The organism is Nonomuraea sp. NPDC050022, assembly GCF_044460705.1.
Lineage (GTDB): Bacteria > Actinomycetota > Actinomycetes > Streptosporangiales > Streptosporangiaceae > Nonomuraea.
Genome location: NZ_JBITKE010000001.1, coordinates 992,555 through 1,018,657, shown reverse-complemented (window position 1 = coordinate 1,018,657; position 26,103 = coordinate 992,555). Strand labels below are relative to the sequence as shown.

Annotated in this window: 27 protein-coding genes; 19 read left to right on the top strand and 8 right to left on the bottom strand. The window is 68.2% G+C overall.

What is annotated here, in order from left to right; translation table 11 throughout:
- The first annotated feature begins 139 nt into the window (after nucleotides 1–139).
- On the top strand, nucleotides 140–1,258 hold the full coding sequence (locus tag ACIBO2_RS04405; RefSeq protein ID WP_397295337.1) for a methyltransferase domain-containing protein: 1,119 nt from the start codon (nucleotides 140–142) through the stop codon (nucleotides 1,256–1,258).
- Here ACIBO2_RS04405 and ACIBO2_RS04400 read toward each other — a convergent pair.
- The 4 genes from ACIBO2_RS04400 to ACIBO2_RS04385 all read right to left on the bottom strand — a co-directional run bounded on the left by ACIBO2_RS04400 (nucleotide 1,210) and on the right by ACIBO2_RS04385 (nucleotide 4,427).
- The gene (locus ACIBO2_RS04400; RefSeq protein WP_397295335.1) at nucleotides 1,210–2,154 is read right to left on the bottom strand and encodes a LysR substrate-binding domain-containing protein; all 945 of its coding nucleotides are present in this window, start codon (nucleotides 2,152–2,154) and stop codon (nucleotides 1,210–1,212) included. The two genes, ACIBO2_RS04405 and ACIBO2_RS04400, sit on opposite strands and share 49 nt — an antisense overlap.
- A 58-nt stretch (nucleotides 2,155–2,212) precedes the next feature.
- Nucleotides 2,213–3,115, bottom strand: coding sequence for a CAP domain-containing protein (locus ACIBO2_RS04395; RefSeq protein WP_397295333.1), 903 nt, complete (start codon nucleotides 3,113–3,115; stop codon nucleotides 2,213–2,215).
- Nucleotides 3,116–3,246: 131 nt separating this feature from the next.
- On the bottom strand, nucleotides 3,247–4,044 hold the full coding sequence (locus tag ACIBO2_RS04390) for a M56 family metallopeptidase (protein ID WP_397295331.1): 798 nt from the start codon (nucleotides 4,042–4,044) through the stop codon (nucleotides 3,247–3,249).
- The gene (locus tag ACIBO2_RS04385; RefSeq protein ID WP_358536832.1) at nucleotides 4,041–4,427 is read right to left on the bottom strand and encodes a BlaI/MecI/CopY family transcriptional regulator; all 387 of its coding nucleotides are present in this window, start codon (nucleotides 4,425–4,427) and stop codon (nucleotides 4,041–4,043) included. The genes ACIBO2_RS04390 and ACIBO2_RS04385 overlap by 4 nt, the downstream gene beginning before the upstream one ends.
- 68 nt (nucleotides 4,428–4,495) lie before the next feature.
- Here ACIBO2_RS04385 and ACIBO2_RS04380 point away from each other — a divergent pair, with 68 nt between their 5' ends.
- The 6 genes from ACIBO2_RS04380 to ACIBO2_RS04355 all read left to right on the top strand — a co-directional run bounded on the left by ACIBO2_RS04380 (nucleotide 4,496) and on the right by ACIBO2_RS04355 (nucleotide 9,379).
- Nucleotides 4,496–5,359 carry a class I SAM-dependent methyltransferase gene (locus ACIBO2_RS04380; RefSeq protein ID WP_397295329.1) on the top strand — a complete coding sequence of 288 codons (864 nt, stop codon included), beginning with the start codon at nucleotides 4,496–4,498 and terminating at the stop codon, nucleotides 5,357–5,359.
- A gap of 35 nt (nucleotides 5,360–5,394) precedes the next feature.
- Nucleotides 5,395–6,024 (top strand): methyltransferase domain-containing protein, encoded by a 630-nt coding sequence (locus ACIBO2_RS04375; protein WP_358536826.1) that lies wholly within the window; start codon nucleotides 5,395–5,397, stop codon nucleotides 6,022–6,024.
- Nucleotides 6,025–6,274: 250 nt separating this feature from the next.
- On the top strand, nucleotides 6,275–7,111 hold the full coding sequence (locus ACIBO2_RS04370; RefSeq protein ID WP_358536824.1) for a transporter substrate-binding domain-containing protein: 837 nt from the start codon (nucleotides 6,275–6,277) through the stop codon (nucleotides 7,109–7,111).
- Nucleotides 7,112–7,126: 15 nt separating this feature from the next.
- Entirely contained in the window at nucleotides 7,127–7,774 is a 648-nt protein-coding gene (locus tag ACIBO2_RS04365) for an amino acid ABC transporter permease (protein ID WP_358536821.1), read from the top strand.
- Nucleotides 7,771–8,583 carry an amino acid ABC transporter ATP-binding protein gene (locus tag ACIBO2_RS04360; protein WP_397295326.1) on the top strand — a complete coding sequence of 271 codons (813 nt, stop codon included), beginning with the start codon at nucleotides 7,771–7,773 and terminating at the stop codon, nucleotides 8,581–8,583. Before ACIBO2_RS04365 ends, ACIBO2_RS04360 begins: the two co-directional genes overlap by 4 nt.
- A gap of 94 nt (nucleotides 8,584–8,677) precedes the next feature.
- Nucleotides 8,678–9,379: a HoxN/HupN/NixA family nickel/cobalt transporter gene (locus ACIBO2_RS04355; protein WP_397295324.1), complete on the top strand. Its 702-nt coding sequence runs from the start codon at nucleotides 8,678–8,680 to the stop codon at nucleotides 9,377–9,379.
- Here the strand turns inward: ACIBO2_RS04355 and ACIBO2_RS04350 are convergent.
- The gene (locus ACIBO2_RS04350) at nucleotides 9,341–10,753 is read right to left on the bottom strand and encodes a hypothetical protein (protein ID WP_397295322.1); all 1,413 of its coding nucleotides are present in this window, start codon (nucleotides 10,751–10,753) and stop codon (nucleotides 9,341–9,343) included. The two genes, ACIBO2_RS04355 and ACIBO2_RS04350, sit on opposite strands and share 39 nt — an antisense overlap.
- Before the next feature lie 54 nt (nucleotides 10,754–10,807).
- Nucleotides 10,808–11,497: a helix-turn-helix transcriptional regulator gene (locus tag ACIBO2_RS04345; protein ID WP_358536814.1), complete on the bottom strand. Its 690-nt coding sequence runs from the start codon at nucleotides 11,495–11,497 to the stop codon at nucleotides 10,808–10,810.
- Nucleotides 11,498–11,751: 254 nt separating this feature from the next.
- Here ACIBO2_RS04345 and ACIBO2_RS04340 point away from each other — a divergent pair, with 254 nt between their 5' ends.
- The gene (locus ACIBO2_RS04340; RefSeq protein ID WP_358536811.1) at nucleotides 11,752–11,874 is read left to right on the top strand and encodes a hypothetical protein; all 123 of its coding nucleotides are present in this window, start codon (nucleotides 11,752–11,754) and stop codon (nucleotides 11,872–11,874) included.
- Between the two features lie 155 nt (nucleotides 11,875–12,029).
- On the opposite strand, the gene ACIBO2_RS04335 is transcribed toward ACIBO2_RS04340, so the two are convergent.
- Nucleotides 12,030–12,170, bottom strand: a complete 141-nt coding sequence (locus ACIBO2_RS04335; protein WP_358536809.1) for a hypothetical protein — start codon at nucleotides 12,168–12,170, stop codon at nucleotides 12,030–12,032.
- 254 nt (nucleotides 12,171–12,424) lie between these two features.
- Between ACIBO2_RS04335 and ACIBO2_RS04330 the strand changes: the two genes are divergently transcribed.
- On the top strand, nucleotides 12,425–12,802 hold the full coding sequence (locus ACIBO2_RS04330; protein WP_358536807.1) for a hypothetical protein: 378 nt from the start codon (nucleotides 12,425–12,427) through the stop codon (nucleotides 12,800–12,802).
- A gap of 76 nt (nucleotides 12,803–12,878) precedes the next feature.
- Here ACIBO2_RS04330 and ACIBO2_RS04325 read toward each other — a convergent pair whose 3' ends face one another.
- The gene (locus tag ACIBO2_RS04325; protein ID WP_358536805.1) at nucleotides 12,879–13,079 is read right to left on the bottom strand and encodes a heavy metal-associated domain-containing protein; all 201 of its coding nucleotides are present in this window, start codon (nucleotides 13,077–13,079) and stop codon (nucleotides 12,879–12,881) included.
- A gap of 77 nt (nucleotides 13,080–13,156) precedes the next feature.
- Between ACIBO2_RS04325 and ACIBO2_RS04320 the strand changes: the two genes are divergently transcribed.
- The 10 genes from ACIBO2_RS04320 (at nucleotide 13,157) to ACIBO2_RS04275 (ending at nucleotide 26,075) form a co-directional block, all read left to right on the top strand.
- Nucleotides 13,157–14,329 carry an NAD(P)/FAD-dependent oxidoreductase gene (locus tag ACIBO2_RS04320; RefSeq protein WP_397295318.1) on the top strand — a complete coding sequence of 391 codons (1,173 nt, stop codon included), beginning with the start codon at nucleotides 13,157–13,159 and terminating at the stop codon, nucleotides 14,327–14,329.
- Between the two features lie 42 nt (nucleotides 14,330–14,371).
- Entirely contained in the window at nucleotides 14,372–15,244 is an 873-nt protein-coding gene (locus ACIBO2_RS04315) for a F510_1955 family glycosylhydrolase (RefSeq protein WP_397295315.1), read from the top strand.
- Nucleotides 15,245–15,439: 195 nt separating this feature from the next.
- Nucleotides 15,440–16,813 carry an MFS transporter gene (locus ACIBO2_RS04310; protein ID WP_358536798.1) on the top strand — a complete coding sequence of 458 codons (1,374 nt, stop codon included), beginning with the start codon at nucleotides 15,440–15,442 and terminating at the stop codon, nucleotides 16,811–16,813.
- Nucleotides 16,814–16,960: 147 nt separating this feature from the next.
- Nucleotides 16,961–18,679: a VanW family protein gene (locus ACIBO2_RS04305; protein ID WP_397295313.1), complete on the top strand. Its 1,719-nt coding sequence runs from the start codon at nucleotides 16,961–16,963 to the stop codon at nucleotides 18,677–18,679.
- Between the two features lie 32 nt (nucleotides 18,680–18,711).
- Nucleotides 18,712–19,071: a hypothetical protein gene (locus tag ACIBO2_RS04300; RefSeq protein WP_358536793.1), complete on the top strand. Its 360-nt coding sequence runs from the start codon at nucleotides 18,712–18,714 to the stop codon at nucleotides 19,069–19,071.
- 60 nt (nucleotides 19,072–19,131) lie between these two features.
- Entirely contained in the window at nucleotides 19,132–20,649 is a 1,518-nt protein-coding gene (locus ACIBO2_RS04295) for a multicopper oxidase family protein (protein WP_397295311.1), read from the top strand.
- Nucleotides 20,650–20,969: 320 nt separating this feature from the next.
- Nucleotides 20,970–22,547 carry an ABC transporter substrate-binding protein gene (locus ACIBO2_RS04290; RefSeq protein ID WP_397295309.1) on the top strand — a complete coding sequence of 526 codons (1,578 nt, stop codon included), beginning with the start codon at nucleotides 20,970–20,972 and terminating at the stop codon, nucleotides 22,545–22,547.
- A complete protein-coding gene (locus ACIBO2_RS04285; protein WP_358536786.1) occupies nucleotides 22,544–23,503 on the top strand; it encodes an ABC transporter permease in 960 nt (319 codons plus the stop codon). The genes ACIBO2_RS04290 and ACIBO2_RS04285 overlap by 4 nt, the downstream gene beginning before the upstream one ends.
- Entirely contained in the window at nucleotides 23,500–24,351 is an 852-nt protein-coding gene (locus tag ACIBO2_RS04280; RefSeq protein WP_397295307.1) for an ABC transporter permease, read from the top strand. Before ACIBO2_RS04285 ends, ACIBO2_RS04280 begins: the two co-directional genes overlap by 4 nt.
- A complete protein-coding gene (locus ACIBO2_RS04275; protein ID WP_397295305.1) occupies nucleotides 24,348–26,075 on the top strand; it encodes an ABC transporter ATP-binding protein in 1,728 nt (575 codons plus the stop codon). Before ACIBO2_RS04280 ends, ACIBO2_RS04275 begins: the two co-directional genes overlap by 4 nt.
- Nucleotides 26,076–26,103: the final 28 nt, after the last annotated feature.

The following is a 26,103-nucleotide window of genomic DNA, read 5'->3' as shown; positions in this document are numbered from 1 at the left end:
GACGCGAAAAAATCCGGCGGAATGGAAGAAGATTCCTAAAATGGGCATGGATAAGGGGGACAAGCCACCCAAAAACAAAGCCGAGCTCGGACAGTTTCCGTCCCGATCAACCCGGCGAGCACGAGCAACTGGGGACGAAATGAACGTCGATGAACGCATCACCGCCCTCACCGATCAACTTGGGAGCCTGGACGACAAGTGGCGGGCCGCGTTTCACGCCGTGCCGCGCCATCTGTTCATCCCAGACCGGGCCTGGTGCGATCCTGACGACGGTCCCGGCTTTCTCATCGACCGTACGGCCGACCCCGAGACGTGGCTGAACATCGCATACTCCAACACGGCCATTGTCACGCAACTGGACGACGGCGCCACCGATCTTGACCAAGGGCTGGGCGACTACACGTCCTCGGCCTCCGCACCTGCCGTGGTCGCGGCAGGGCTGCGGTTGCTCGACCCGTACGACGGGGATGAGGTCCTGGAGATCGGCACGGGTACGGGATGGACGGCGGGACTGCTGGCGAGTCGCCTCGGCGACGAGAACGTGACCAGCATGGAGATCGATCAGACCCTCCTCACCACAGCCACCGAGCAGTTGAAGAGGGCCGGTCTCTTGCCCCGGCTGGTTCTGGGCGACGGCGCGAAAGGGTGGCCCGAAAGAGCCCCCTACGATCGCGTCCATGTCACCTGCGGGGTGCGCGAGGTGCCTTATGCCTGGGTGGAACAGACCCGGCCCGGCGGGGTGATCGTGACCCCTTGGATGCCCCCTTGGGAAGGCGGACATCTGGTCAAGCTGGTCGTCGTCGGAGACGGCACCGCCGTGGGAAGATTTCACAGCGGGGTGGATTTCATGATGCTGCGAGCACAGCGCCGCCGCCGTACCCAGATCGAGGATGTCTATCGAAAGTCGACGACCTATCTCGACCCCCGAAGAGTAGTGCGCTCATCCGCCGGAGCGGATGTCGCTATCGCGGGAATGCTGCCGAATGTGTACGGCACGCACGAAAACCAAGAAGGCGGGGAATTTCACCTGTCGCTGTGGTCGGATGATTCCGAGGCTCAGGTGCACTATGCCCCCGATTACAAAGGCGTAGCAGTACTACAGCGCGGACCGCGTAATCTCTGGGATGGCCTGGAGATCGCCTATCTCCGGTGGGTGTCGTGGGGCAGCCCGCACAAAGACCGGTTCGGAATGACCGTAACCCCTGACGGTCAGCATATTTGGCTCGACTCTCCGGACCACCGGATCATCCACCAGTAACTGCGTACGAGATCAAAGGGCGATGGGGCCGAGGTCACGCGCTGTCTCGGCGAAGTCCCGGACCAGGGTGGTCTCGGTGGCGGTGCGCCAGATGAGCGCCCAGCGGGCCAGGGGGCGTCGCGGATGGGCACGTAGATGTGGTCGGGCCGGGCGTGGTAGCGGATGGAGTGTGCGAAACACGGTGAGACGGCCTCGCCGTTCGAGACGAGGGGGATCATCTCGGCAGAGGTGGTGACGATGGGGCCGACCCGAATCGGACGTCCGCTGGGGGTGTAGGTGGGGACAAGCCAGTTGCGCCAGTAGTCCGGCCGGGCTCCGCCGAAGACGCTCTCGTCCCCGAAGTCTTCGTACGACACCGATTCCCGCTCGGCCAGCCGGTGGTCGGGGCCGACCACGAGCACGACCTGTTCGGTGCAGACGACGCGGCCTACGGTGAGGTCGCTCTCCCGGACGGGTAACCAGGCGATCAGCAGGTCGATGTCTCCGGAGCGCAGCAGTCTGAAGGGATCGGCGAAGCCCGCGTAGCGGAGTTGGAGGTCGCATTCGGGGTTGCGGCTCTCGAAGGCGTCGAACAGTGGGCGCAGGTCCTGGGGGTTTTCGTTGACCATGCCCAGGCACAGCACGTTCGACTTGCCGCGGGCGGACAGGGCGGCGCGTTCGATGCCGTCGAGCAGCCCGCGGTACATCGGCTTGAGGTCATCGAAGAGCTGCTGTCCGATGGGGGTCAGCGCCACGCGGCGGTTGTCGCGTTCGAACAGAGCGGTGCCGACGCGGCGTTCCTGCTTCTTGATCGCCTGGCTCACGCGAGCCGGCGTCACGTGCAGCCGTTCCGCCGTACGGCCGAAGTGCAGCTCTTCGCAGAGGGTCAGGAAGATCTCGATGTCGCGAAGTTCCACACCAAACTTGTCGTACGCGGTTCGACCCTCGCCGTCTGACCCTGGAAACGCCCATGCGTCAGCGGGCGAAGTCCTGCGTCCAGTAGACCTGTCCCTGCGCGTCCTTGACCGCGCCCACCCCGATGAGGGTGTACGAGCAGTTCATGATGTTCTGCCGGTGGCCGGCGCTGTTCATCCAGGTCTTGACCACCTCGGCCGCCGATCGCTGACCCATGGCGATGTTCTCGGCCCAGGCCGAGCCGGTGAAGCCGGTCGCGCGCATGCGGTCGACCATGTCGCGGCCGTCCTGAGAGTCGTGGTCGAAGTAGTCGTTCTTCGCCATGTCGGCTGAGTGCCCGAACGCGGCCTTGCGCAGCCGCGCGTCGTGCTTGAGGGGGTGGCAGCCGCCCTTGGCCCGCTCGGCGTTGGTCAGCCGGACGACGTCGTTCTCCAGTGCCGTGCCGACGGACGTGATGGACGTCTTCCCCTCAGGAACCGTCGGCGCCTTCGTCTCCCGCGTTGCGGGGGTGGGGGTTACGCACGTCAGCCGTACGGCCTTGGACCTGGCTGTGCCGCCCCGGTAGTCCGTGGCGAGCGCGTAGTACGTACCCGGCACGCAGGGCAGTTGCAGGGCGATGCGGCCCTTCCTGGTGGCGCCGCTCTTGACCACCGGATCGGCGCCGGGGACGGCGCGCTTGACTCGGATGCGCAACAGTGCCGGGTGCGCACAGCCACGGCGGGCGGCCGAGGTCCGGATCCTGAGCGCGGAGACGTCCGGCCTGACCACGCTCACGTGGCACTCGTCCGATCCAGGGGTCGGCCGGGGAGCCGGCTGTGCCCGCGTCGACGCCGGTGCCGCACCGTCCGCGGGCGCGGTCGCCTCGGGCACCGCTCCGGCCGCTCCGCCCGGCGGCAGGTCGGCGGACGGGGTGCAGGCGGCGAGGCTGGCGACGGTGGCGAGTACCCCCAGGGGTCTCAGCATGGGTTCCTCCAGTGGCGGGGCGGCTGGTGGTCCCGCATTCTGTCGCCCCATTACCGGACTTGTCACGCAAAACTGGACATTTCACCTTGTGATTAATGTCAAGCGATTGGCCAGCGCCCGCTCCGGTGCCATCACGCCGTCAAGGCGGCCCACGCTGCCTGCCCGACGCACATGACCAGGCTGACGACCACGACGAGACCGGTCAGGGAGAAGATCACTCCGGCCCTGGACGGTTTGCGGATCGGCAGGTCGTCGCCCAGCAGTTGAGCGATCCTGGCCTCGGCTGCGCCGTGGAAAGCCGCCGCTGTCGCCGGTGCGGGGCCGGCGCCGTCCATCCGGGCCAGTGCCCGTGCCACCGCCTTGGCGCCCAGCCGGTCGATCGCGGCCCGGTCGGCTGACAGCTCGGCCCGTTCGCTCTGCCGCCCGAACCACCATCCCGCCAACGGCAGGAAGAACAGGACGTCAGCGGCGGCGCGAAGCATGAGACGGCGCAGCGGGTCACGGCGCCGCGCGTGTGCGGCCTCGTGGACGAGGATCGCGTCGAGCTCTTCGGCGGGGATCGCCTCGGCGGCCCCGGCGGTGAGGTAAAGGCGTGGCCGCAGCACTCCGGCGCAGAAGGCCGCCGGATTCGCACCGGCCAGACAGACGACACCTGGAACGCCGCTTCGCCGTATCGCGCCCTCAAGACCGGCCGGCTCGGCCGCCCGCGGGAGTGCGGCCAGGCTGCGGGCGGCGGCGACGCCGAGCCAGGTGGCGCGGGCGGCGACAGCCAGCAGGCTCGCCCCGGCCACGACGGCGATGGAGACGAGCCAGCACTGGGCCATCGTCATCCCGGCGGAAACGCTGGGGTGCCACACCAGGCGGACGCCTATCAGTCCGGCCAGCACCACCAGGCCGACGCGGTTGTGCCGCCACAGGTAGACGATCACTCGATCAGCTCCCGCAGGCGGCGCCGCTGCTCGGGCGACAGGTCGTCGAGGTGGGCGGCGAAGGCGACCAGTGCGGCGTCGCCGTACTTGTCCACGAACCCCGCGGCGGCCCGACGGCTCGACTGGGAGAGGAACTGAGCGGGCGTGACCGCGGCCCGGTATTCATGGGCGCGGCGACCCGGCTCGGCGTGAGCCGCCAGCATTCCCTTGTCGGCCAGCCGTCGCAACGTGGTCATCACGGTGGTGTAGGCCAGCTCCGGCACCAATCCCTGCACGTCCCGGACCACGAACGGCTCGGTGACCGCTCCAGTCCACACGGCCCGCATGAGCCGCCCCTCCAGCGGGCCGAGAACGGCGACCGCCCGATCCAGTTCATCCTGCACGACGTCATACTACTATCTAATGTGAGTACTATCCGTTGATAGTAGATCGTCCGATCAGAGGAGCTTCTATGTCGCACACCGAACCTGCGTCTGTCGCCAACCCCGAGCAGGCCAAAGCGTGGAACGAGGGCGACGGCCGGCACTGGGTCGCCCATCGGGATCGCTACGACGAGATGATGAAAAGGATCAGCTCCCACCTGTTCGAGGCGGCCGCCATCGCCCCCGAGGACCACGTGCTCGACATCGGGTGCGGAAGCGGCCAGACCACCTGCACGGCCGCTCGGGGCGCGCACGAGGGCCAGGCACTCGGCATCGACCTGTCCGCTCCCCTGCTGGAGGAGGCCCGGCGCCGAGCCCAGGGCGAGAACCTCGTCAACACGCGCTTCGAACAGGCCGACGCGCAGGTTCACCCCTTCGCCGCGGCGAGCGTCGATGTGGTGATCAGCCGTTTCGGGGTGATGTTCTTCAACGATCCCGTAACGGCCTTCACCAACATCGCACGGGCGACTCGCCCCGATGGGCGTCTGGCGTTCCTGTGCTGGCGGAAACCGCTCGACAACGAATGGATCACCGAACTGGGCGCGGTCCTGGCCTCGTACGTCCCCCTGTCCGGTTCCTTCGACAACGACGGCCCGGGGCCCTTCTCCCTGGCGGCATCCAGTCGGATCACCGACCTCCTGCATACGGTCGGCTACACCCAGATCAGCGTGGACCCTGTGGACGAGCCCATGAGACTCGGGGACGACGTGAACGACGTGCTGGACTTCGTCTCCCAGATGGGCCCGGTCAGCAGCCTGCTCGACAAGGCCGACGAAGAGACGAGAGCCAAGATGCTCGGCGCCCTCCATGAGCGCCTCGGCTCGCACGAGACGGCGGCCGGGGTCTTCCTCAGGAGCGCGGCCTGGCTGGTCACCGCTCGACGCCCCGGATGAGCTCCCGGTATTGAGACCAGTGAGAGGTGAGATGGATGGAATCGAGGCCACGCGACGAACGGTTGCGCCGCTACTGGGACAAGCACTCCGGCTCCTACGACAAGCAGATGACCTTCCTCGACCGAAAGGTGTTCGGAGACACCCGTTCGTGGATCTGCGGGCAGGCCGGCGGCGACACTCTTGAGGTCGCCATCGGGACGGGCCTGAACCTCCCCCTCTACCCGGAGGACGTACGGCTGACCGGCATCGATTGGAGCCCTGCCATGCTGGACATCGCCCGGCGCAAGGCCGCCTCCCTGGGCCGGGAGGTGGACCTGCGTGAGGGGGATGCTCAGGCGCTCGACTTTCCGGACGAGAGCTTCGACACGATTGTCGGCACCTTTTCTCTTTGTGCGATCCCTGATGATCGGCGAGCGATCGCCGAGATGGTGCGCGTACTCCGGCCCGGCGGCGTTCTGCTGCTCGGCGACCATGTGGCCGCGTCAGCGTGGCCGGTCCGGGTGGCTCAACGCCTGATCGAACTGGTGACCGTGCCCCTGGGAGGCGAGCACTTCCTGCGCCGCCCCATCGAGCGGCTACCTGATCACGGCCTGACCGTTGAACGTCACGACCGGTTCAAGCTCGGCATCGTCGAACGGTTGGCCGCCCGGAAGCCTCCCGGGTGACCCGGGTACGGCTATGAGACGGCGGACACCGGGATGTCCGTAAATTTGGTGCCTTCGAAGGCCAACCACCACCAGAAGCCGTCAATTACCCCCTCCGATCAGGAGGAATGCAAAATTACCCCAGGGGGGTACTTGACGCTTCGGACATAATGGCCCACCGTATACGCCATGGACATGTAAGCCCCAACCTGGGGATGTCCACGGTTCACGGGGGTTTAGAGCCGGGCGACTGCTGCATGACAAGGAGCCCATGGTGGCGAAGAAGATACGTATTCAACCCCTGCTGGCGGCAGGCCTGTCCACCGCCCTAACGATCACCCTGTCGGCGTGCGGCCACAGCTCCGCGGACGCCGCCGACCTCCTGCGGCGGGTCAAGGAGTCCGGCACCCTCCGGGTGGCCCAGACGCAGGCCAATCCGCCGTGGAACTTCCTGGACGGCGGCAAGCCCGCTGGCTACGACGTCGACGTGGCCAACGAGCTCGCCAAGCGGCTCGGCATCGCCAAGGTCGAGTTCGTCGCCTCCAACTACCAGAGTTTCATCGCGGGCGTTCAGGCCGGCCGGTTCGACGCCGTCGTCGCCGGTCAGACCATCACTCCGGAACGTGCCAAGCAGGTGGACTTCTCCCGCCCGTACCAGGTCAACGGGATCTCGATCTTCGTGGCCGACGCCAATTCCGACATCACGGGGCTGACCGACCTCCAGGGCAAGAAGATCGCGGTGACGGCCGGGACCACACAGGCGGCCTTCGCCAAGAAGAGCATCGCCGACGCCGACATCAAGACCTACGACAACGCCACACTCGGGCTGACCGAGGTGGCGCGGGGGCGGGCCGACGCCGTGCTGGCGTCACGCTTCCAAGGGGCGTTCCTGGCGGCGAAGAACAACCTGAAGGTCAAGGCCGCAGGGCCGCTGCTCGAATCGGAGGTCAACGGGATCTCCTTCGCGAAGGGCTCGGCGAGCTTCAAGCAGGCCGTCGACAAGGCGCTCAACGACATGATCGCTGACGGCACCCTGACCGCCATCTCCCGCAAGTGGCTGGGCGGTCTCGACATGACGCAGGAACTGGCCAAGGTTCCGGCGAGCTGAGCAGGGAAGGTACTCATGGATCTACTGGTCGACTCCTTTCCCGATCTCCTCACCGGCATGGTGATCACCCTTCTCCTCGGTGTGGTCTCCTTCATCCTGGGCAGCGTCCTCGGTGCTGCGATCACGCTGGCGAAGATCTCCGGCAACCGCGTCCTCTCCGCCGTGGCGACCGCGTACGTCTCGGTCTTCCGCGGCACGCCGCTGCTGATCCAGATCATGATCATCTACTTCGGGCTGCCGCAGATCGGCCTGGAGATTCCGCCCATCCCGTCGGCGATCATCGCCTTCACCCTGTTCACCGCCGCCTACCTCAGTGAGAACTTCCGCGCAGGGATCCTCGGCGTCGACAAGGGACAGTGGGAGGCGGCGGCCTCGATGGCCATGCCGTACGGGAAGACGCTGCGCCGCGTCATCTTCCCCCAGGCCATCAGGATCGCCCTGCCACCCGTGGGCAGCCGGTTCATCGCCCTGATGAAGGACACCTCCCTGGCCTCCGCGGTCACCGTGGTGGAGCTGACCAGGGTGGCCGAGGGCATCGGCACCTCCACCTTCCGCTACATGGACGCGCTGCTGATCGTCGGACTCATGTACTGGCTGATCAACACCCTCCTGCAGGTCGGCCAGCAGGCTCTCGAACGCCGGATGAGAAAGGCCTACGCATGACCAGCTCAGAACCCATCGTGAGCGTGCGCGGGCTGACCAAGCGCTTCGGTGACAACGAGGTGCTCAAGGGCATCGACCTCGACGTGCGGCCGGGCGAGGTCGTGGTGGTCATGGGCCCGTCCGGCTCCGGCAAGACCACCCTGATCCGCTGCCTCAACCTGCTGGAAGAGCCCGACTCCGGCACCGTCCGCCTGTGCGGCAACCACGTCGACTGTGGCACGCGCCAGGGCGGGCGTCGCGCCAGGGCCGCCCGGATCCGCGAGATCCGTCGGCATTCGGCGATGGTGTTCCAGCAGTTCAATCTCTTCCCGCACCTGACGGCGCTGCAGAACGTCATGGAAGGCCCGATCTCCGTACGGAACGTGCCCCGCGCCGAGGCGACCGAGCTCGCGCGGCGGCTGCTCGCGCTGGTGGGCCTCGGCGACAAGTGCGACTGCTACCCCGCCACGCTATCCGGCGGCCAGAAGCAACGCGTCGCCATCGCCCGGGCACTGGCGATGGAGCCGCAGGTCATCCTGTTCGACGAGCCCACCTCCGCACTGGACCCCGAATTGCACGCCGAGGTCCTGCAGGTCATCCGTGACCTGGCCGGAAACGGGATGACCATGGTCATCGTGACGCACGAGACCGCCTTCGCCCGCGATGTGGCCGACCGGGTGGTGTTCATGGACGGCGGGAACGTCATCGAAGAGGCTCCCCCGCAGCACTTCTTCACCGCGCCCGCACATCCCCGCGTACAGGCGTTCCTGCGCCTCATCGGCCCTTCGCACAACGGCCGCCCTTCACCCGAGAACGTGGAGCGAACGTAATCGACCTCGCGGTGCCCGGGGAGCTGACCCCGGGCACCGCGAGCACCGCTTCATCTGCTATGCCATCTAGTAGCAAATATTCTGCAGTTACCTGGTGGCCGGGCTGAACCTGGTCATCTTCGCCGGCATCTGGAAGATGTGGCGACAGGTACGCCAAGGCGCCTACGAACCGGAGCGGCTCGAACGCCTGCTGGCCGAACGCGGCCTGCTGAACCGCCTGCTCAAAGGCCGCTACACCCGGCTGATCAGCGCCGGCTGGCACATCTACCCGGTCGGCCTGCTGTTCGGGCTCGGCTTCGACACCGCCACCCAGGTCGGCCTGATCGGCGTCTCCGCCGGAGCGGCCGCGGGCGGTCAACTCCCTCCGCTGGCCATCATCTCACTGCCGTTGATCTTCGCCGCGGGCATGTCGCTGTGGGACACCCTCGACGGCGCGTTCATGGCCCACGCCTACAACTGGGCCTTCAGCAACCCGCTCCGCAAGATCTACTACAACCTCTCCACCACCGGCCTGTCCATCTTCGTCGCCTTCGCCGTCGGCACCGTCGAACTGCTCGGCATCCTCGCCGACCAACTCGGCCTGGCCGACCGTCAGCCGTGGGCCGCTCTTGCCGCCATCGACCTCAACACGATCGGGTACGGGATCGTCGGCGTCTTCCTCCTGACCTGGCTGGGCAGTGTCGCGTACTGGAAGCTCGCCAAGCTCGAACAGCGGTACGCCCCACCGGTGACCGCCGAAGCCGACCTCCGATCAACATCACGCGCGGCTTCGTCCGGCCAAGTACACGGTCAGTGACAGCATGACCAGCCCGGCCATATACAAGCCGGCGCCCGCTGCGATCTGCCCGCCGGTCACCACCGCCTGACCTGCTGGAAGGTAGATGTCACGTCTCTGCCGCACGACCTCGCGGTCAAGCGGGAGCCAGGTCTCGACCACGCCGCCCCGATAACGCATCTCCGCGTACAGGAACCACCGGCCCTCCTGGCCGACCCGTACCTGGCCACGGCATCCACCAGGTGTCGAACCAAGCGGACCGGCGATCTCCTCTCCGGCCCGGCGAGCGACCACTCTGAGCGGCGTCATACCCCCACACCCCTCGACCGTGAGCGTCATCCCCCCGGAGCCGTCCGAGGTGCCGGTCAGCACGGCCGTAGCGACAACCTGCCCCTGTCCGGGATCGTGCGCCGAAGCAGGCGGTGGATCCAGGACGGTCAGACCGAGCGGCAGCAGCAGCGCGACGACCGCGACCGCGCCACGCATTCGGCGCTCCCCCAAGATCACAACCACGCCGAGGGCGGCCACCACCAGCGCGGGCACGAGCACGGCGTCGGGACTGACACTGCCGATGCCCAGCACGGAGGACAGGGAGGAAGTGACGGCGGCCCCCGCCGCTCCTGCCGCGTAAGCGGTCACGGGCCGCCGCCACGGCAGGTCGATCACCGCCAGACCGACGACGGCCAGCGGAAGGTCGGGGCTGGTACGTCCGAGGGCCAGCAGCAGCCCGGTGATCACCAGCCGCGCGAGCACGTAGACGCCGACCGCTCCCACCACGAGCCGCCGGCGCGGTGCCAGCGACCGCAGCAGCACGGCCGCGTACATCGAGCCGACCAGCAGCACAGGGAAGTACAGCACCTCGGAGAACTGCGGCACGTCCGTCTCGAACTCCATCACCGACGTGACAGCGCTGCCCAGCAGCAATGCCCCGCCGGCCCACCACAGCGGTCGAGGGCTGTCCGGCCGCATGCCCGCGAGCACCCCGCCGATCAGGGCCAGTGTGCTGAACACGGTCAGCATGTGGCTCGGGCTCCACAGCACCGAATCCCGGCCGAAGGCGTCGTGCCAGAGTGCGTCGACGGGCGCGGACGCCAGCGTGGCCACGCCGCCGACAGCGGCGATGAGCAGCGGAGGTTGTCTCAGCACGGCGATCAGCGATCGCGTACGCCACAGCGTGAGCAGACCCCAGCCCGCCACTGTCAGCCCCACGACGGCCACTGCTCCATACAGCAGCAGGTGCGGCGGTATCAGCGCGTCGTCCCTGCCGATATCGGTGTGCCAGGCATCGTCCCAATACGTGGCGAACAGCGAGGTAAAGCCGGCCGCCACCACGAGGACGACCGCAGCGGGAAAAAGGCGCTGTGGCGCTCCGTCGTCCGGCATGTCATCAGTCATGCCGTCAGCCTGGCCCCGCCGCCTCCTCGATTGCTTGTACGGAGCGGCTGACCTTCACTCCCAGCTCATCCCGCGAGCCAGCACCGAGGGTGCCAGTCCGAACATGGCATGCGTCACCCGGGTCAGATGGGCGCCGTCGGTGAACCCGGCGGCGTGCGCGGCATCTGTCAGCGAGCCACCCGCGCGTACGGTGTCCATCGCCGCGCGCAGCCGCGCCCACCGTACGTACGCCGTGAACGGCAACCCCCATTGCTCACTGAACAGATGCCCCAGCCTGCTCGGCGACAGGGCCACCCGCGCCGCCAGGTCGCGCAGCCGCAAAGGACCGGCGATGCCCCGCCCGACCAGCTCCATCACCTGCCGGACCACCCGATCCGGACAGGCGGCGCGCACCTCGCTCAGCAACGCCAGCGCCGCATCGGCGAACTTCTCATCAACCGGAAGCGCCAGCAGGCCGGCCACCAGGCTCTCCCCTTCGTTCTCCAGAAGAGCCGGATCGAGATAGACGGACGCTCCGAACGCGTCCTCGGCGCGCATGGCGTGCGGGACACCGGCGGGTATCGCCACTGCCGACACGCTCCTCTCGGCTGCCCGCTCGTCGGTGAGGATGACGCGGCCGGAGCTGACGACAAGCAGTTGCACGGCGGCATGCGCGTGAGCGCGCGCGTCGCCGAGCCTGCCGATGTACACCAAAGCGCCCGGCCGCAGCCACACCGCTCCCGTCCACGACGCCGTATCAGCCATAACTACGATGATAGATAGTAGGAATGGCCAGCGCAGCAATCCCATCAAAGGGGATTGACGACCATGAGTCGGTGAATTAACACCAATTCACCGACCCCATTCTCACGCTATGGACGTCAAACCTGTGCGCCGCGAGCGGCGCGGACGACGGCGGCTGGCCACTGAGAACCCCGAGGTCCAGCGGCGGTTGCTCGCTGCCGCGGGGGAGATCTGGGGCGATCCGCCGCGACGACCCGGACCTTCTCCCGCAGGCCATGCTCGCCCTGAACCAGCACATCGCCGCCCTCTGGCTGGAGCACCCCGACTGGTACTCCCGCCGGCAGATCAAGCAGTTCCTCTCCGATTTCGTCGCCTTCGGCCTGAACGGCAACCGCTGAGCAGGCTCATACTTCCTGGCTGAAACAAGGGAGACGCACATGCGAAATCGCACCCTCGTCGTGCTGGTTAGCGTGCTCCTCCTGGTGGTGATGTCCGCGCCTGTCAGGGCCGGCGCGGCGTCGTACGAGCCCCCCGCCTGGAATCCGCCCGCCGGTCAGAACGTCACGACCGTCCGCTGGGGCCCCATCACCATTCCCGCCATGTCCGGCGGCAAGGTGGGCGAGATCAAGAACGAGATCGCGCTCGACGGCAACTGCAACCCGCTCATCGACATCATCACCAGCTGCCGCAGCATGAAGATCGCCAAGCCGTGCGAGAACTGCTACATCACCGGCATCATGCCCGACCTCGTCTTCGCCGGGACGAACACCGGCGTCAACATGGACACCGGCGGCATGCTCCACCACGCCGTCAACCGTCAACTTCAGCCGCTGGGACGCCACCTGCCCACCCGGCCTGGGAGACTCGATCAACCGGCTCGGCCTGCTCCAAGGCGGCAACGAACACTTCTTCGCGGCCGGCTACTCCGACTCCCACTGGACCACGATCGTGGCGCGCGCCGGGACCCTGGTGGCGGTCGGCGGCCACGCCCACGACCACAGCATCAGCGTGTCCCTGGAGAACGCGACCAAGAACCGCTACTTCTGCACGTCAGTCGCGGGGTACGCGCCGGAATCCATGGACGTGCCGGCGGGACCGGGAGCCGGTACGGACGAGCATCCGGCGAGCGCGAACACCGTGACCACGGATGGGCATCCCAACGCACCGCTGATGGCGTACATGGGATCGGTATCGGACTTCAGCCCCTGTGAACCGAACCTGTCCTTCTCTCTCGGCGACCGGATCCGGGTGCACACCCAGTACAACGAGCCGGCCGCCTATGACAGCGCGATGGGCATCATGGTGGCGTTCGTCCGCTGGCGGTGACCAGTTGAGACCGGCCCTGGCGCTTTGGCGCGCCCGGGCCGGTCTGCCGTTCACCAACGAGCCGAGGACGGTCCGATCAAACGGCGGTCAGTTCGTAGCCCGCCTCTTCGACGGCATCGCGAAGCAGGGCTTCTTCGGCGGTTCCGGCCACGGTGACCGTGCCGCTGGTCAGGTCCACCTCAACGTCGGTGACCCCGTCCACCTTGGAGATCTCCGACTTCACCTTGCCCGCGCATCCGCCGCAGGTCATTCCGCTCACCTTGTACGTGCTGCTCATGACATCTCCTCGTGGTTCGGTTAAGCCCCCTGGGGGTATTTTGCATCATATACCCCCTATAGGTATAGTCCGCGACCATGAGAACGCTGAACACCGTTGCCGTCGTCGGTGCCTCCCTGGCCGGCCTGCGTGCCGTGCAGACGCTCAGGCGGGAGGGCTTCGCGGGCGACATCACCCTGATCGGTGCCGAGCGCCACCTGCCCTACAACCGCCCGCCCCTGTCCAAGAGCATGCTGAGGGGCGACGAAGAGATCACCCTGCCCGGCGCCGATGAGCTCGGCGACCAGTGGCTGAAGGGCCGCCAAGCGGTGCGTCTGGACACCTCCGCCCGGCGCCTCACCTTGGACGACGACACCGAGCTCGGTTACGACGGGCTTGTCATCGCCACCGGCGCCCGCCCGCGCCGCCTGCCCGACCACCCCGACGGCGTCCGCACCCTTCGCACCATCGAAGACGCCCTGGCCCTGCGCGCCGAGCTACAGGCCGGGCACGAGCGCGTCGTGGTCATCGGCGGCGGTTTCATCGGCGGCGAGGTGGCCTCGACCGTCCGCGCCCTTGGTCTGAGCGTCACCCTCGTCGACGCCTCCCCGTACCCCATGACGAATGTCCTGGGCGCCGAAACGGCGCGCTGGCTCGCACGCCACCACCGCGACAACGGCGTCGAGCTGGTCGGCGACACGCGCGTGACCGGTTTCGAGGGCGACGGCCGGGTGACGAGCGTGCGGTTGGGCGACGGCCGGACGCTGCCCGCCGACCTGGTCATCGCGGGCATGGGCGTCACTCCGAACACCACCTGGCTGGAGGGCAGCGGCCTGACGCTGAGTGACGGCGTGGTGTGCGACGAGACCCTGTACGCCGCCGACAACGTGGTGGCGGCGGGCGACGTCGCGCGCTGGCCGCACGGCCTGTTCGGCGGCGAACTCGTACGCGTCGAGCACTGGGCGAACGCCAACGACCAGGGCGCCCTCGCCGCCCTCAACCTCCTTGCCGGCCCGGAGAACGCCAAGCCGTACGCCGACCTCCCCTCCTTCGCCACCCACATGCACGGCGCCCGCATCCAGACCGCCGGACTGCCGCACCTGGCCGACGAGAGCCGCCTGGTAACCGGGGAGCCGGACGAGAACCGATTCGCGATCGCCTTCGCCAGGAGCGGCGTGCTCGTCGGCGCCGTCGCCGTCAATGCCCCCAAGGACCTGATCCGCCTCAAGCGCGCCACCGCCGCGGGTGACCACCTGAACACTGTCGGGTGACCCAAGGACGCTATCTACGATAGCCGATAGTAGTATTCGGCCATGCAACATGTGGGTCGGCGGCTGCTTTCGGCAGCCGCACTGAGCTTCGCCTTGGTCGCGTGCGGACAGGCGGCTCCGGAGCACGGCGGAACGAGCGGGTCGCCGGACCTCGGGGTCGGCCACGTCCACGGCGTCGGCGTCGATCCGGCCGATGGCGTCCTCTACGTCGCCGGGCATTACGGGCTGTTCACGGTCACCTCCTCGACCACCGTCGCCCGCGTCGCCGACCGGGACCAGGACCACATGGGCTTCACGATCACCGGCCCCAAGACCTTCCTGGCCAGCGGCCATCCCGCCGCCGAGGACGTCTCCTCGGATCGTCCGCCGCACCTCGGACTGGTCCGCTCCACCGACGCGGGGCTCACCTGGAAGACGATCTCGCAGGACGGCTCCGCCGACTTCCACTCCCTCCAACTCGCCGGCGAGAACCTGTACGCCTTCGACAGCCAGACCTCGAAGGTCTGGCGCAGCGGAGACGGCGGCGCCACCTGGACGCAAGGCGCCGAAGACAAGATCCTCGACCTGGGCATGAGCGCCAACGAGCCCACCCGCCTGTACGCGACCACCCCGGAAGGCCTGAAGGTGAGCGAGGACGGCGGCGTGAACTTCGTCGAGGTGACGACGGCTCCGCTGCTCAGCCATGTGGACGTCCTGGCCACCGGCCTGATCGTGGGCGCGGGGGCCGACGGCCGCATCCACACCAGCCAGGACGCCGGCAAGACCTGGACCGCCGTCGGCAAGCTACCCGGCCAGGCCACCGCGTTCACGGCCGTGGACCGTCAACGCCTGCTGGCCGCCCTTGAAGACGGCACCGTCCTGGAGTCCAAGGACGGCGGCAAAACCTTCACCACGGCCTTCGCCCCGGCGAACTGACCCATCGCCGGCTGTTTGACCGGAGCGGTCTCACGCCCCTTCCTCCTTCCCGCCGTCGGTGTCGGAGAAGAGGTTGCCGAGCTCGAATTCGTAGGTTGACATATACCCCCGCCTTGTATAGAACACTCTCAATGTTGATACCCCCGAGGGGTATATAGCTTGATGGTGACCGCGGTTGCCCGGGAGGAGACGGACATGGGATTGTTCGCGATTCGCGACTACCGGCGGCTGTTCAGCGCTCAAGTCATCGCGCTGTTCGGTACCGGTTTGGCCACCGTCGCGCTGGGGCTGCTCGCGTACGAGCTCGCAGGTCCGCGTGCCGGTGCGGTTCTCGCCACCGCACTGACGATCAAGATGGTCGCGTACGTGGTCGTCGCACCGCTCGCGGCCGCGTACGTCGATCGGCTGCCCAGACGTCGGTTTCTGACGATCCTCGACGCGGTGCGCGCTCTGGTGGTGATCGCGCTGCCGTTCGTCACCGAGGTGTGGCACATCTACGTCCTGATCGGGGTTCTCCAGACCGCGTCAGCGGCGTTCACCCCGACGTTTCAGGCGGTCATCCCCGACATCGTGACCAAGGAGGCCGACTACACCCGTGCCCTGTCGGCATCGCAGGTGGCCTACACCATGGAGAGCCTGTTGAGCCCCGTGCTCGCGGCTGTGGCACTCACCTTCATGTCGTTCAACCTGCTGTTCATCGGCACCTCCGTCGGGTTCGCCGTGTCCGCGCTGCTGGTCCTGTCCACGCGCATCCCCAACGCGCGACCCAGTTCACACACGAACGCCTGGGACCGGGCCGTGGCGGGGATCCGCACCTTCGCGGCCACCCCGAGCCTGCGCGGCGTCATGGCACTGAACCTCGTAGTCGCCGCCGTCGGCTCCATCGTGGTCGTCAACACCGTGAACTACGTCCGCGACGTTCTCGGCGGAGCCCAATCCGATGTGGCCTGGGTGCTCGCCGCGTCCGGAACGGGGACGCTGCTGGTGGCCCTCGTCCTCCCGCGCGTCCTGGACCGGGTGGCGGACCGGTTCGTGATGCTGATCGGTGCCGCCGTACTGATAATCGCGGTCGGCGCGGCGGTCACGATGTCCGCGGCGAGCGTAGCCGCAGCACTGCCGACCGGGGTGACCTGGGCAGCGATCGGCGGCGGGATGGCGCTGATCGTCACGCCGACCGGGCGGGTGCTTCGCCGGGCGGTCGATCCCACCGGAATTCCCGAGGTCTTCGCCGCCCAGTTCTCGCTGTCCCACCTGGCCTGGCTGGTCACCTACCCCATCGCCGGATGGGTCGCCACGCAAGCGGGCTTCACGATCACCTGGACCGTGCTGGCGGGCCTGGCGGCAGTCGGAGCTGTCACGGCCCTGGCGGTCTGGCCGCGCGACGAGAAGGTCCAGGTCGGAGAGCGTACGACAGCGGCGGTCCAGCCGCGCATCAGGAAGGCCGAGGCCGGAGGCCGCGCCGCGGCGGTGGCTGCTTCCGCCAGGACCGAAGTCGCCACGCGGGAAGTCGCGGAGGCTGCGGAGGGCACTCTCGCGGCATGCCAGTGCGCCTGCGTTCGCACCGTCTGAGTTCGCCGAGACAGGCGTCTCCAGAGCACGACGAAACGAACGGGTCGTCGAGTGGCCGACTTCCTAACTATCTACGACTTGCGCTAGTAGGGCAGTTAGACTTCTCGCCATGTGCCATGTCGATGCACGATCTCGCAGGGCCTTGCGATGAGCCCGCGTGCCGCTCTGGCGCAGCAGGCGGCGCCCAAGAGCGGCCGCGCGGAAAAGCGCCGACGTCGCTGGATACTCGTCGCGGTCGCGGCGGTCGCCGTCATGGCTGCGGCTTATGCCGTTCCCGCGATCGCCTTGGGGGGTCAGGTGCCGTCCGGCACCAGCATCGGCGGCGTGGACGTCGGCGGCCTGCCGGAGGCGGACGCTCGCGCCCGGCTGGAGCGTGAGCTCGGCGAGCGGGCCACCCGACCGATGGCGCTGTCCGTGGCAGGCAAGACGACTCGGCTGACCCCCGCCGAGCTCGGGCTGGGGTTCGACATCCCGGCGACACTCGAGGCGGCGCTCGACGGCGCGGGCAGCCCGGCCGGAGTCGTCCGGTCGTTGTTCGGCGAAGACAGAGAGCTCCAGCCACGGATCACGGCCGACGAATCCCGCCTCACCGCCCGACTCGCCGCTCTGGCCAAGACAATCGACCGCAAGCCTCGCGAGGGCGGCGTGCGCTACCAGGGCCTCGAACCGCAGGTGATCCCCGCCAAGTCGGGCCGCGCCCTCGACCGCGACGCCGGCGCACGGCTGGTCCGCGAGGCCTTCCTGGGAAACCGCGCTACGGTCGCGCTGCCCCTCCGCACGCTACCGCCCAGGATCTCGTCGGCCGAGGTGCGTCGCGTCGCGGGCTCCCTGGCCACCGCGGCGGTCGCCAGTCCGCTGACCTTGGTCAACGGCGACAGGAAAGCCGGCCTGACCCGCGCCCAGTTGGCCGCCGGGCTTCGCTTCGTCTCCGACGGCCAAGGCAGCTTGCGCCCCTCATTCCGCAGCGGAGAACTCCTGCCTGACCTGCAGAAACAACTCGTCCCGGCAAGCCATCAGCCCCAAGACGCCTCCTTCGAGATCGTGAAGGGCAAGCCGCGCGTCCTCCCCGCCCGTCCCGGCCGGGGCATCGACGCGAAGGCTTTCGGCGGGGCCGTCTCCGCTGCCCTGGCGGCCGGCCAGCGCGAGGTGAAGGTGCCGGTGGCCGAGGCGCAGCCCCGGCTGACCACCGAGCAGGCCAGGAAGCTGGAGGTCAAGAAGAAGGTCAGCACCTTCACCACCCGCTACCCGTGTTGCGCGCCACGAGTGACCAATATCCACCGCATCGCCGACATTGTGGACGGCCATGTCGTCATGCCCGGCGAGACGTTCTCGCTCAACGGCCTGGTCGGCAAGCGCGACAAGGCGCGCGGCTTCGTCGAGGCGCCGATGATCCTGAACAACCGGTTCGTCAACGACGTCGGCGGCGGGGTGTCGCAGTTCGCCACCACGATGTTCAACGCCGTGTTCTTCGGCGGATTCCAGGACGTGCAGCACATGGCGCACCAGTACTACATCACCCGCTATCCAGCCGGCCGCGAGTCCACCGTCTCCTATCCGCAGCCGGACTTCCGCTGGCGCAACGACTCCCCGTACGGCGTGCTGATCAAGACCTCCTACACGAGCACGTCGATCACCGTGGACTTCTGGAGCACCAAACGCTACGACGTCACCGCCCAGAGTTCGGCCCGCTACGACGTCAAGACCGCCCCCTCCCTCACCGACTCCGGCAAGGACTGCATTCCCATGGGCGGCGCGGAGGGCTTCGCGATCGATGTCTGGCGCATCTTCAAGAAGGACGGCAAGGAAGTGCGCAGGCAGAAGTTCCACACCGTCTACGCCGCCGAGCCACGCCTGACATGCAAGTGAGGAAGCTCTCCGACGGTGCTCATTCTGGAGGCATGAGGCGAGCACATCGCATGGTCTTGCGCCTGATGTTGCTCGTGGCTTTGGCGCTCGGCGTCGTGGCGATGCACTCCCTGGGCCATCTCAGCGAACCCGGCATGTCTCTCAGCACCCACCATTCCGCCATGCAGGCCACCGGCCTCTCCCACACCGGGCAGCCTCCCGCCGACCATCACCCCACCATGGCGGGCTGGGTGTGCTTGGCGATCATCGGCATGGGTGTGCTCCTGCTCTGGCTGGAGTCGAGCCGTCGCCGCATCTCCGGCGCGCCCTCTCGTACCGGCCGCTGGTTGCGGCTCTGGTCACAGGTTCCGCGCGGCCCGCCGCCGACTCGCACGGTCGTGTTGCGGATCTAGAGCGTCCCCGGACCAGCTCTCGATCCCTTCCCTGTACGACCTTCCAAGCGAGGCATCACCATGACCATCGATCGACGCACCATGCTCAAAACCGGCCTCGGCCTGCTCGGCGGGGCCGTCCTCACAGCCTGTAGCGGCACGAGCCGTGCCCCCTCCACCTCCTTCGTCACCCCGGCCGGGCCGCAGGTGCGCGCCGCCGAGCAGGCCCGCCGCCCGGGCGCTGTCAGGGATTTCCGCCTGGTCGCCGCCGAAACCCAGGCCGACCTCGGCGGCCTGACCGTACAGACCTGGGCGTACGACGGCCGCATCCCCGCCACCCCGATCCGGGTGAACGCGGGCGAGACGGTACGCGCCCGCCTGGTCAACCAGCTTCCCGCCGACACCAGCATCCACTGGCACGGCCTGGCGCTGCGCAACGACGCCGACGGAGTTCCGGGTGTCACGCAGCAGCCGGTCAAAACGGGCACGGAGTACGTCTATGAGTTCACCGCGCCCGACCCGGGCACGTACTGGTTCCACCCGCACTCCGGCACCCAGCTCGACCGCGGCCTGTACGCACCGATGATCGTCGAGGACCCGCGCGAGCCGCTCGCCTACGACGAGGAGTGGGTCGTCGTCCTCGACGACTGGCTCGACGGCGTCACCGGAACCCCGGAGGACGTCCTGGCCGAGCTCTCCCGAGGCATGGGCGGTATGAACCACGGCGGCATGGGCGGCGATCCCTCGTCCAGCCCTTCGCCGGGCAAGGGCGGCCACATGCTGATGGGCGCGACGAGCCCGCTGCTCGGCGGCGACGCGGGCGACGTCCGCTACCCGCACTTCCTGCTCAACGGCCGCGTCCCCACCCAACCGGCGACCTTCTCCACCAAGCCCGGCACCCGGCTGCGTATCCGCCTGATCAACGCCGGCGGCGACACCGCCTTCCGCGTCGCCCTGGCCGAACACCGCCTGACCGTCACCCACACCGACGGCTTCCCCGTACGGCACACCGACACGGATGCGCTGCTCATCGGCATGGGAGAGCGCTACGACGTGCTCGTCACCCTCAAGGACGGCGTCTTCCCCCTTGTCGCGCTGGCCGAAGGCAAGAACGCCATCGCTCGCGCCCTGATCCGTACCAGCAAGCAGTCCTCGACTCCACGCGCGGACCAGCGCCCTCGCGAGCTCGACGGCACGGTGATCCGCTATGACGGCCTCCAGGCGGACGATTCCGCGCGGCTGCCGGCCAAGCAGCCGGACCGCACCGTCAAGCTGGAGCTCACCGGCAGCATGATGGCCTACGACTGGGCGATCAACGGCCGCAAGTACGACCCCAAGACCATCATGCCGATTCGGTCCGGGGAACGGGTTCGCCTGTCGTTCGTCAATCGCACCATGATGTGGCACCCCATGCACCTGCACGGCCACACCTTCGCCCTGCCGAGCGGCGCCCGCAAGGACACGGCGATCGTCCTGCCGAACAGCACCCTCGACGTCGACTTCCAGGCCGGCAACCCGGGCATCTGGATGATCCATTGCCATAACGTCTATCACGCCGAGTCCGGCATGATGACGCTGCTCGGCTACCAGCAGACCTGACCGAGCCGCTGATCGGACTCCGGGCAACTTACGACGAACCTTCGTAGTCAGCGAGCCGCTGCGCGACGGTGGACATCGATGCGGCCGCCTGGCAGGCGGCCGCATCGGCATCCGGCCCTCGATATTCGCAGGTCAGCTGACTAAGGGTGTCCCCTGCGGCGAATTACGGTGTTTACATAACTGGCACTTGTATCTACGGAAAATGCCTATAGAGTCGCTTGAAACGCCGCCCCTGACACCGAGGACGTCTCGACCTCTCATACCCCCCGGAGGTTTCTGTGCATCGCCGCTTTCTGAGTTTGATCGTTACAGCGGCAGCCTTGACGGCGCTGGCCGGCTGCGGCACCGGCAGCCAGCCGCCCCCCGGCGCAAAGGCCCCGGCAGCGGCGAAGAGCCTCACCATCGCCATCTCGTCCGACGAAGGCACCTTGACCCCGTTCACCAACCAGACCGGCTACCCGGGCAACAACCTGGTGAAGCTGATCTTCGACACGCTGGTCGTCGTCCAAGGTGACGGGGTGACGCCGCTGCTGGCCAGGGAGCTGCGGACCACCGACAACAAGGTGTTCACGATGCCGCTCCGCCAGGGCGTCACCTGGCACGACGGCAAACCGCTGACCGCCGAAGACGTCGCGTTCAGCGTCGACTTCTACAAGAAGCACATGGAGGGCGACTCGTCGATCGACCTACGCCCGATCGAGAAGGTAACCGTGTCCGGCGACACGGTGACGATGACGCTCAAGGCGCCCGACCCGGAGTTCCCGCGGCGGATCTTGGCCGATATGGCGATCCTGCCCGAACACGTGTGGTCATCGGTGGCGAAGGTCAGCGAGGCCGGGACTGACAAGGCGATCGGCACGGGTCCGTACAAGCTGACCAAGTATGACAACGCCCGCGGCTACACCCTGACGGCCAACGCCTCCTACCCCATGGGCAAGGCGAAGGCCGACACCGTGAAGATCGTGGTCATTCCGGAGGAGTCAACGCAGTTCGCGGCCCTGCGGACCGGTGAAGTGCACATGTCCACCAAGATCGTCCCGCCGCAACAGCTCTCCGCGCTGGAGAAGCAGCCGAACATCGGCGTGGTGAAGGGCACCGAGTTCGCCTCTACGCTGCTGGCCTTCAACACCGGCCGGGCTCCGTTCGACAAGCCCGAGGTACGCCGCGCGCTGGCCAAGGCGATCGACGTGACCGACCTGGTCAAAACCGCGCTGCTGGGTCAGGGCACGCCCGGCAACCCCGGCTTCATTCACGCGGATTCGCCCGTCAAGCCCGATCAGCTCGCTCCCCTCTACGACGTCGAGGCGGCCGAACGGGAGCTCGACGCCCTGGGCGCCAAGCCGGGCGCCGACGGGATCCGGGTGCTCGGCGGCAAGCCGATGTCGTACGAGCTGCTGGTCCAGAGCACCTCCACCGACCGGCTGCGCAGCGCGGAGCTGATCCGGGACATGCTCAAGGCGGTGGGCGTCGCGGTGAAGGTGACCGCGCTCGACCCCGACTCGCTGGACGCCAAGGTGTGGCCCGACTACGACGTGAGCAAGGGCCGCAACTATGACATGTCGATGTGGGGCTGGTCCGCGCCGGTCATGCTGAGCAGCGGATCGATCGCCCAGCTTCTCGCCTCCGATCCGGAGGACGGCTCGCTCAACGTGGTCGGGTTCAAGAACGACAAGGTGGACGAGGTCATCCGGACGCTGACCTCGGCCCCCACCATGGAAGGCAGAACGGCGGCGGCCAAGCAGCTTCAGGCCCAGATCGCTGAGCAGCTGCCGTTCCTCACCCTGTACTACCGCAATGGCGCCTACGCCTTCCGCAAGGACGTCTACAGCGGCTGGACGTGGCAGAACGGCTCCGCGGCGCTCAACAAGTTCTCGCTCGTCGATTTCCAGCTCTCATGAGCTGGAGATACACCGCAGGCCGGTTCGGCGAGTACGCGGCGGTGCTCGGGGTGGCGCTCACGCTCAACTTCGCGCTGCCTCGGGCCCTGCCCGGCGGGCCGCTGAAGCTGTTCGGCAGCCCTGAGGCGCTGGCCCGGCTCACCGCCGACGAACGCGCTCAGCTCGCCACCCAGTACGGCTTCGGCAAGCCCCTGCCCGAACAGTTCCTCGACTACCTCACCGGCGTCTTCACCCTCGACCTGGGCACCTCGCTGTCCGACGGCCGCCCGGTCACCGAAGCGCTCGGTGAGGCGCTCCCCTGGACGCTGCTGCTGGTCGGCACCAGCACCGTGGTGACCGCGCTGCTCGGGGTCACCCTCGGTGTGGTGGGCGCGCTGCGCAGGCGCGAAGGCAAGGGCTCCGGCCTGCTGAGCACCGCGATCGTGCTGGATTCGCTCCCCCAGTTCTGGCTGGGCATGTTGCTCATCGTCCTGTTCGGGGTTCAGCTCCAGTGGCTGCCGACCTTCGGCGTGTCGGGAATCGAGGGTGTGACCGTCCAGGGTGTGCTGCTGCACCTGATCCTGCCGGTCAGTACGCTGACGCTGACCGGCCTCGGTTACCTGTTCCTGTACACCCGCTCTTCTCTGCTGACCGTGCTGACCAGCGAACCCATCCAGCACGCGCAGGCCCGGGGCGTACCGTACGGGCGGCTCGTCCGGCGGCACGCGCTGCGTCCGGCGCTGCTTCCCGTGCACACGATTCTCATGATGGAGATCGGCTTCCTGGCCGCGGGCTCGATCGTGGTGGAGACGGTCTTCGCCTATCCCGGGCTCGGGCGGCTGACGTTCGGCGCGATCTCGGCCCGTGACTACCCGCTGATGCAGGGCGCGTTCCTGGTACTGACGCTGCTGGTCGTGCTCATGAACGCGCTGGCCGACGCCACGTACCCGTTCCTCGACCCCCGGGCCCGCCGATGATGTTCCTACGCGCACCACGCCGCCGGCTACTCGGAGTCCAGGGCCTGATCGGAGCGGGGATCCTCACGGTCGTCCTCGGGGTCGCCCTGTTCGGGATGACCCTTCCCGACGACGCGGGCCGGGCCCGGGTCGCGGAGCCGTACGCCCCTCCCGGGGGCGGGCTGCTCCTGGGCACGGACGACCTGGGCAGGAACCTGCTCGACCAGCTCATCGTGGGCGCGGGCACCTCGTTGAGCCTGGCGTTCATCGTCGCCGCGGCCACCACACTGCTCGCCGCGCTGGTCGGCGGCGCCGCCGGGATCGGGCCACGTTGGCTGTCGGCCACGCTGATGCGCGGCACCGACATCATGCTGGTGCTGCCCGAGCTGATCCTCTACATCCTCGCGGCGGCCTTCCTCGGCCAGTCGTTCGGCATGCGGGTGGCGATCTTGGCACTGATTCTCTGGCCGGTCCCCGCCCGGGTGCTGCGCGCCGCCGTACTGACGGCGTGGTCACGAGGACATCTGGAGGTGGCCCGCGCCATGGGAGCGCCGCGCTGGTGGCTCCTCCTGCGGCACGGCTCCTACCTGATCGGCCCGCTGCTCATCCCCGTTTTCGTGCGTACGGCGATGCGGGCCGTCATCTACGACGCCACCCTGTCCTTCCTCGGGCTCGGCGACCCAACGGCGCCGAGCTGGGGCACCACGCTGTACTGGGTACAGACCAACGGCGTGTTCCTGTCGGACGCGTGGCTGTGGTGGGCGCTCCCGCCCGGCGCCGCGATCTCGCTCACCGTTCTCGCCCTCGCCCTCATCGGCACCGCCGTCGAGGAGCGTCTCAACCCCGCGCTGAGAGAGGCCGCCCGATGACCCTGGCGCTGAACGAGCTCACAGTCGGCTACGGCGGCCTGATCGCGGTGGACGGGATCAACCTCGACGTCGCGGACAGCGAGATCGTGGCGCTGGTGGGCGAGAGCGGCTGCGGCAAGACCTCGCTCGTCCGCGCGCTCCTCGGGCTGCTCCCCCGCACCGCCACGGTGACCGGCTCCGCCCTGCTCGACGGCGAGCACGAGCTGACCGGCCGCGTCGACTGGCGAGGCATACGCGGCAGCCAAGTGGCGATCGTGCCACAGGGCGCGATGACCGGTCTGAGCCCCGTCCACCGGATCGAAGCACAGCTGACCGAGATGCTCACCTTGCACGGCGGCCAGGCGCGGCCCGGTGACCTGCTCGAACGCGTCGGCCTCCAGCACGGCATGCTGCGCCGCTACCCACACGAACTGTCCGGCGGGCAGAGGCAGCGGGTCGCGATCGCTCTGGCCCTGGCCGGCGAGCCCCGCCTGCTGATCGCCGACGAGCCCACCACCGGGCTGGACGCGATCACCCAGCGGCAGGTCCTCGCGCTGTTGTCCGGGCTCGGCATCAGCACGCTGATCGTCTCGCACGACCTGGCCGGGCTCATGCCGTACGCGGACCGGGCCGCGGTGATGTACGCGGGACGGCTGGCCGAGGTCCGCTCCGCCGGCACACTGTCCCGCGAGCGTGCCCACCCGTACACCACCGGCCTGCTCACCGCCACACCGGTCGCCGACCGGCAGGTGCCGTGGGGCAGCATCCCCGGCTCGGCACCCGCGCTCGACCTGCTGCCGGACGGCTGCGGGTTCGCCCCGCGCTGCCCGCTCGCCACCGACCGCTGCACCTCAGAACAACCGCGCCTTCGTCCGTACGGCGAGGCGCAGGTCGCCTGCCATCACCCGGACGAAGCGACCTATCCGGTGGTGCCGCGGGCCGAGCATGCCCAGGGACCGCCGGTGGTGCGCGTCACCCAGGTGCGGCACGCGTACAGGACCCGTTCGAGAACGGTGGAAGCGCTGCGCGGCGTGGACCTCGACATCCACGCCGGGGAGATCGTCGGCTTGGTCGGCGAGAGCGGATCCGGCAAGAGCACCCTGGCCAGGATCATCCTCGGCCTGCTCCACCCCTCCGAGGGCCAGGTCGAGATCGCCGGCGAAGACCTGACCGCACGACGCGGCCGGGCGCTGCGCCGTCTCCAGCGGCGGATCGGCTTCGTGCACCAGGACCCATACGACGCGCTCCATCCCGGCATGCGGGTCGCGAGCCTCGTAGCCGAACCGCTGGTGCTGGCCGGCGGGAAAGTGGAGCAAGGCGTGAAAGTGGAGCAAGGCGGGAAAGTAGAGCAAAGGGTGCGGGACGCCATCACCGCTGCCGGAGTGCCCGAAACCGCCGAGTTCCTGCAGCGCTTCCCGGGTCAGCTGTCCGGCGGACAGCGGCAACGCGTTTCCATCGCGCGAGCGCTCGCCGCCGACCCCATCCTCCTCATCGCCGACGAAGCCACCTCGATGCTGGACGTCTCCACCCGAGCGGGCATCGCCACCACGCTGCGCGCTCTGGCCACGGAGCGCGGCTTGGCGGTCCTGTTCGTCACCCATGACCTCGGTGAGGCGGTGCAGTCCTGTGACCGGATCGTCGTGCTGCGCAACGGCATCGTCGTCGAGGACGGCGCCTCGGAGGACGTCTCCCGCGCCCCTTCCCACCCGTACACCGTGCGGTTGCTCGAAGCGGCTCAGACATGAAAGACGCTCAGACATGAAAGACAAGGAC

Bases quoted from the DNA above. Each gene is read 5' to 3' on its own strand.
- ACIBO2_RS04405 (WP_397295337.1), top strand. From the start codon at position 140: ATGAACGTCGATGAACGCATCACCGCCCTCACCGATCAACTTGGGAGC.
- ACIBO2_RS04395 (WP_397295333.1), bottom strand. From the start codon at position 3,115: ATGCTGAGACCCCTGGGGGTACTCGCCACCGTCGCCAGCCTCGCCGCC.
- ACIBO2_RS04380 (WP_397295329.1), top strand. From the start codon at position 4,496: ATGTCGCACACCGAACCTGCGTCTGTCGCCAACCCCGAGCAGGCCAAA.
- ACIBO2_RS04375 (WP_358536826.1), top strand. From the start codon at position 5,395: ATGGAATCGAGGCCACGCGACGAACGGTTGCGCCGCTACTGGGACAAG.
- ACIBO2_RS04370 (WP_358536824.1), top strand. From the start codon at position 6,275: ATGGTGGCGAAGAAGATACGTATTCAACCCCTGCTGGCGGCAGGCCTG.
- ACIBO2_RS04365 (WP_358536821.1), top strand. From the start codon at position 7,127: ATGGATCTACTGGTCGACTCCTTTCCCGATCTCCTCACCGGCATGGTG.
- ACIBO2_RS04360 (WP_397295326.1), top strand. From the start codon at position 7,771: ATGACCAGCTCAGAACCCATCGTGAGCGTGCGCGGGCTGACCAAGCGC.
- ACIBO2_RS04350 (WP_397295322.1), bottom strand. From the start codon at position 10,753: ATGACTGATGACATGCCGGACGACGGAGCGCCACAGCGCCTTTTTCCC.
- ACIBO2_RS04345 (WP_358536814.1), bottom strand. From the start codon at position 11,497: ATGGCTGATACGGCGTCGTGGACGGGAGCGGTGTGGCTGCGGCCGGGC.
- ACIBO2_RS04340 (WP_358536811.1), top strand. From the start codon at position 11,752: ATGCTCGCCCTGAACCAGCACATCGCCGCCCTCTGGCTGGAGCACCCC.
- ACIBO2_RS04335 (WP_358536809.1), bottom strand. From the start codon at position 12,170: ATGCTGCGGCAGCTGGTGATGATGTCGATGAGCGGGTTGCAGTTGCCG.
- ACIBO2_RS04325 (WP_358536805.1), bottom strand. From the start codon at position 13,079: ATGAGCAGCACGTACAAGGTGAGCGGAATGACCTGCGGCGGATGCGCG.
- ACIBO2_RS04320 (WP_397295318.1), top strand. From the start codon at position 13,157: ATGAGAACGCTGAACACCGTTGCCGTCGTCGGTGCCTCCCTGGCCGGC.
- ACIBO2_RS04315 (WP_397295315.1), top strand. From the start codon at position 14,372: ATGCAACATGTGGGTCGGCGGCTGCTTTCGGCAGCCGCACTGAGCTTC.
- ACIBO2_RS04310 (WP_358536798.1), top strand. From the start codon at position 15,440: ATGGGATTGTTCGCGATTCGCGACTACCGGCGGCTGTTCAGCGCTCAA.
- ACIBO2_RS04305 (WP_397295313.1), top strand. From the start codon at position 16,961: ATGAGCCCGCGTGCCGCTCTGGCGCAGCAGGCGGCGCCCAAGAGCGGC.
- ACIBO2_RS04300 (WP_358536793.1), top strand. From the start codon at position 18,712: ATGAGGCGAGCACATCGCATGGTCTTGCGCCTGATGTTGCTCGTGGCT.
- ACIBO2_RS04295 (WP_397295311.1), top strand. From the start codon at position 19,132: ATGACCATCGATCGACGCACCATGCTCAAAACCGGCCTCGGCCTGCTC.
- ACIBO2_RS04285 (WP_358536786.1), top strand. From the start codon at position 22,544: ATGAGCTGGAGATACACCGCAGGCCGGTTCGGCGAGTACGCGGCGGTG.
- ACIBO2_RS04280 (WP_397295307.1), top strand. From the start codon at position 23,500: ATGATGTTCCTACGCGCACCACGCCGCCGGCTACTCGGAGTCCAGGGC.
- ACIBO2_RS04275 (WP_397295305.1), top strand. From the start codon at position 24,348: ATGACCCTGGCGCTGAACGAGCTCACAGTCGGCTACGGCGGCCTGATC.